Below are 836 nucleotides of genomic sequence, written 5' to 3'. Positions count from 1 at the left end.
AAGTTTGTTAAAAAACTTGCTATTATAATGAGATATGTTATAATAAGTATTGTCTTTCAAATAGTCTAGTGATGATGGCAAAGAGGTCACACCCGTTCCCATACCGAACACGGAAGTTAAGCTCTTTAGCGCCGATGGTAGTTGGGGGCTTCCCCCTGTGAGAGTAGGACGTCGCTAGGCTATACATAATAATGTTATTCCGAAGTAGCTCAGTTGGTAGTAGCACCTGACTGTTAATCAGGTTGTCGCAGGTTCGAGTCCTGCCTTCGGAGCCATTCTTGGAGAGTTGTCCGAGTGGCCGAAGGAGCACGATTGGAAATCGTGTAGGCGGTTAACACTGTCTCAAGGGTTCAAATCCCTTACTCTCCGCCAGCACTTTGATTGAAATTCCCAAAGGCCCCTTGGTCAAGCGGTTAAGACACCGCCCTTTCACGGCGGTAACACGGGTTCGAATCCCGTAGGGGTCACCATTCATTTAATACCCAGATGGAGGATTAGCTCAGCTGGGAGAGCATCTGCCTTACAAGCAGAGGGTCGGCGGTTCGAGCCCGTCATCCTCCACCATAATTATATATTCAAATAGTATTATCGCGGGGTGGAGCAGTGGTAGCTCGTCGGGCTCATAACCCGAAGGTCGTCGGTTCAAATCCGGCCCCCGCAACCAAAAGGTCCCGTGGTGTAGCGGTTAACATGCCTGCCTGTCACGCAGGAGATCGCCGGTTCGATCCCGGTCGGGACCGCCATTTTTTATAAAATATGGGTCAGTAGCTCAGTTGGTAGAGCATTAGATTGAAGCTCTAAGTGTCGGCGGTTCGATTCCGTCCTGACCCATCATT

Annotated in this window: 7 tRNA genes and 1 rRNA gene; all 8 read left to right on the top strand. The window is 49.6% G+C overall.

Annotated elements, in window-relative coordinates:
- The first annotated feature begins 64 nt into the window (after positions 1-64).
- A 5S ribosomal RNA gene (rrf, locus tag ACOMCU_RS28155) occupies positions 65-180 on the top strand.
- Between the two features lie 18 nt (positions 181-198).
- Positions 199-275: transfer RNA gene (locus ACOMCU_RS28150), tRNA-Asn, on the top strand.
- 5 nt (positions 276-280) lie between these two features.
- Positions 281-372: transfer RNA gene (locus tag ACOMCU_RS28145), tRNA-Ser, on the top strand.
- A 23-nt stretch (positions 373-395) separates the two neighbouring features.
- Positions 396-470 (top strand) — tRNA-Glu (locus ACOMCU_RS28140).
- Positions 471-488: 18 nt separating this feature from the next.
- Positions 489-564, top strand: a tRNA-Val gene (locus ACOMCU_RS28135).
- 25 nt (positions 565-589) lie between these two features.
- Positions 590-664 (top strand) — tRNA-Met (locus ACOMCU_RS28130).
- A gap of 3 nt (positions 665-667) precedes the next feature.
- Positions 668-743 (top strand) — tRNA-Asp (locus tag ACOMCU_RS28125).
- Between the two features lie 15 nt (positions 744-758).
- A tRNA-Phe gene (locus ACOMCU_RS28120) sits at positions 759-831 on the top strand.
- Positions 832-836: the final 5 nt, after the last annotated feature.

The organism is Lysinibacillus sp. UGB7, assembly GCF_049058285.1.
In the GTDB taxonomy this organism is placed as follows: domain Bacteria; phylum Bacillota; class Bacilli; order Bacillales_A; family Planococcaceae; genus Lysinibacillus; species Lysinibacillus sphaericus_B.
Note: the sequence above shows the minus strand (reverse complement) of the source record. Positions and strands in the feature narration are given on the sequence as shown.